Genomic DNA, 3,586 nt, shown 5'->3' with positions numbered 1-3,586 from the left:
CGCCGTCTCCTATCTCGGGCGCTCCGATCTCGGCCATGTCGATCCGAAGGAAATGCTCTTCGACGCGATGGGCGACGGCGCCGACGAAGGCAAGGCGCCCCTTCCCGCCTCGGCGGTGGTGAGCCCCGGCTACACGCGCAACGCGCAGATGGGCAATCTCTATCTGGTGCGCGGCGGCGCGGCGGCAACGGCACGGGCCGGCGCTGCCGAAGCAACCGCCACGCCCGCGATCCGCGAGCAGACGGTGAAGGCCGAAGTGATGGCCGCCGGCGCACTGATGCGGTCGGGCAAGGGCGAGGCTTACGCGGCGGTCGCCGCCGGTTCGGTCAGCGTTTCGGCATCGTCAGGCGGCGGCGGAAGCGGCGGCATCAGCCGCGCCGCCGAGGCGCGCATGAAAGGCTATGAAGGCGAAGCCTGCGGCGAATGCGGCAATTTCACGATGGTCAGGAACGGGACTTGCCTGAAGTGCGACACGTGCGGCGGGACCAGCGGGTGTAGTTGAATGGCGCTAGTAGATGTACACCGAGCATGAATCATCTAAACAGCTTTCGAGCCAAGCCAAAGAGTTGGGCTCCAGAGTCATTCTCACGGTGTTTCCGCCGTCGCATTCGAATGCAAGAATTTCCTCAATTTGTTTTTTATCCTGTCCTTCGATCACATGGGCAGTAACTTCATGCGTGGGACTAAAAGATGGATAGTATCGCCCATAAGACATTCCCGTAAGAACAGATGAATAGCGCCTTGGCTTCCGCTCATCGAACTCACTGTTCTTCAAAAACAGCTCTGTATTGAGAAATTGCTCTGCATTAAACGCGTCAATGATCACGTTACGCAATACTCCTGCAGCAACACTCCCATCTTCACAAGATAATCTAGAAATATAGGCTGAGCGAGAAACGAGAAAGCTTTCCTTTGAATGGATAGGCCAATCTTCAAATGCCTTCCCGGGACCCGGCATTGCACTCTCATCAGAAGACAGTGCCTCAAATTTCATTGTGGTCGACTGGGAGGCGAGCTGGCTCTTTTCGTATTCCAACCTAGTCAGAATTCTCTTCCTTTCATATTCGGAGAGAATGGCTAACTTTACATACTCAGGTGTTTCCGTAATGCACGCATCATCGGTTGAAATAGTGTCGGAATAGCCTCCCGGCGGACAAGGAAAGAGTGTCTTTGTATATAGTCGCTGTTCCATAGAATCTGCATAGTTGTCTATCGCGCCCGAAAAATTGACAGATTCCAAGCTGACATCCGTGAACTGGGCGCCAAAAATATCAGCGTTTTGAAACGACGAAGCGTCGAGAACGGACTTGTAAAATTCGGCACCGTACAGCGTAGTGCTCGTCAGGTTTGCGCCGCGAAGATTCGCGAAATACAGAGATGCAAATGTCATGTCTGCCCCCCGCAAATTCGCTCCCTCAAGTTTCGCGGAATCCAAGTTCGCAAGCACTAGATTTGATGCCTGCAAATCGGCACCCCTTAACGTGGCGCACACGTGCGGCCAATAGGATGTACAAGACAGGTCAGCGCCGAGAAGCGAAGAGCGAACTAGCGTGGCTTGACTGAGATTTGCACCAGCCAAAAGCGCTCCATCAAGAGCGGCGTCGGCCAAATAGGCATGCCTTAGATTCGCCTCGGATAGCTTGGCTCCTCTAAGACGCGCTCTGTTCATCGAAGCCGCGTGAAGATCGGCGCGCGTCAGATTTGCGTCAGACAAGTATGCAAAATTGAAGTTTGCATATCGCAAATCTCTGCCTTTCAAGTTCAACGGTGAGCCGTGCGTGCGCTCCGCAATGTAACGGTTCTTTTCATCAAACCCATACTTCGACTGATACGCCGCGACAATTTCAGGTGCAGCTCGCTCATCGAAAAACACTCCTCCCATGAGATTCAAATTTCGTTCAAATCCAAATAGCCGCCTTTCCTCATAACTCATCCATTCCCAAACATGTTTTGATCCAAGAGAATCGAGAAACCGATCTGGCGGGGTTAGAAACCACCACGAGACAATCAGCGGCAAGACAGAAGCGTAGAATATTCGCCTTGCCATACGGAACGGCGAAGGAGAGACGTGGAAGAAAAGCAGCGCAGCAATATCCGCCGTGACAATGACGCGGTGCCACCAGGTCATTGCATCACTGTGATACGGCAGGAAGCGGTATTGCGCATAAATGAGCAGCGCCACCGGCATAACGAAAACAGTCGCCCCCACGATGATCCAGAGGACAATGCGTTCGCGATGGTTCTCGGCGAAGCCGCCGAATAGCAGCGCATAATCGAATTGAAACAGATGGATGCGCAACCCGGGCCGCACTTCGTCGGTTCCGAGGAGCGTAGCCTGCGCACGAAGCTGCGCCAGCTTGTTCAGCAGGTTGACGTGCAGGATTAGGAAGATCAGCGGTGCCAGCACATAAAATGTCTTGAGCGGAACGCCGATGTCGAAGAGCGGCATCTGCACCGGGGTTTCGCGCAGCAGGTCTTCATGCGTCGTGCCGCTGATCAGGATAAAGAGGCCGCCGGCGAGGAAGAGGAACCCCGCGTAATGCGTCGCGCATTGGCGCGCCGTGTCGTTGACCGAGTTGATATGGCGCGTCGGGTCGGGCGCAGCCTTTCCGGTTTCCCGGCGGCGGGCGCGGGCAAGCCGCGCCTGACGGGTCCTTTCGCTCAGCATCGCCACCCCTCCCCTTTGTCCTCCGGCGGGTGATTATTGCTCCTTTACCGGCGGCAGGCCAAGAGGGACGGTACCGGGGCTGCCCTCCGCTTGCGCTCCGGGCGTTCGGCGCTCGAAAAGCTCCGCCGGACCTTTTCGTTTGCTGACGCAAACCGTGCCTCATCCCGTAAAATAAACTTATCCCCACTCTCTGAACCGCCCCCATATAAGGTTCATCTCGCTCCACCGAAGGGCGCTTCCGGACGACCGGTCGCGTGGAGAGGGAAGTGGCGTCCCGCGCCGCGCGGAGTAACGGACCGTGCGCCCCGGGAGGATCTGAATGGTGGAGCGGACACTACGATCCGCAAGCGGCCGGCCGATAAAAGCCGGAGCACCGCTGGGTTGGGCTGGAGGATCCAGAAATCGCTGCGCGCGGAGCGTCGGAGGAGGACGCAACCCGCCATATCAAAAACCAAGGCGGCGTCGCCGCCGCTCCGCGCATCCTTCAACTTGTCGAAGGTTCGCAAGGTTCGAGTGCCGAAACGCCGGAAGCCTCGCTTCGCGGCGACATTGGCGCGCCGCTGGAAGAATATGTCGAGGCCTTCACCTTCACACGCTTCGAACCGGCCGGCATGGTGCAGGGCAATGACCGGATCAAGAACGCGACCTCGATCCTCGACTATGTGTTCCGCGAACTCGCCGTCTCCTATCTCGGGCGCTCCGATCTCGGCCATGTCGATCCGAAGGAAATGGCCTTCGACGCGATGGGCGACGGCGCCGACGAAGGCAAGGCGCCCGTCCCCGCTTCGGCCGTGGTCAGCCCCGGCTACACGCGCAATGCGCAGATGGGGAACCTCTATCTGGTGCGCAATTCGAATATTGGGGGCGCGGCGGCAACGGCACGGGCCGGTGCTGCCGAAGCAACCGCCACACCCGCCA

Annotated in this window: 1 protein-coding gene and 2 pseudogenes; 2 read left to right on the top strand and 1 reads right to left on the bottom strand. The window is 57.6% G+C overall.

Annotation, left to right across the window (positions count from 1 at the left end; genetic code table 11):
- Positions 1–502: pseudogene (locus WEB61_RS09185) on the top strand (vitamin B12-dependent ribonucleotide reductase); the annotation flags it as partial.
- 6 nt (positions 503–508) lie between these two features.
- Here WEB61_RS09185 and WEB61_RS09180 read toward each other — a convergent pair.
- Positions 509–2,668: a pentapeptide repeat-containing protein gene (locus WEB61_RS09180; RefSeq protein WP_368064038.1), complete on the bottom strand. Its 2,160-nt coding sequence runs from the start codon at positions 2,666–2,668 to the stop codon at positions 509–511.
- A 557-nt stretch (positions 2,669–3,225) separates the two neighbouring features.
- Here WEB61_RS09180 and WEB61_RS09175 point away from each other — a divergent pair.
- Positions 3,226–3,586, top strand: a pseudogene (locus WEB61_RS09175) (hypothetical protein); the annotation flags it as partial.

The organism is Parvibaculum sp., assembly GCF_040882025.1.
Classification (GTDB): Bacteria; Pseudomonadota; Alphaproteobacteria; order Parvibaculales; family Parvibaculaceae; genus Parvibaculum.
This window is presented reverse-complemented; position numbering and strand designations above follow the sequence as displayed.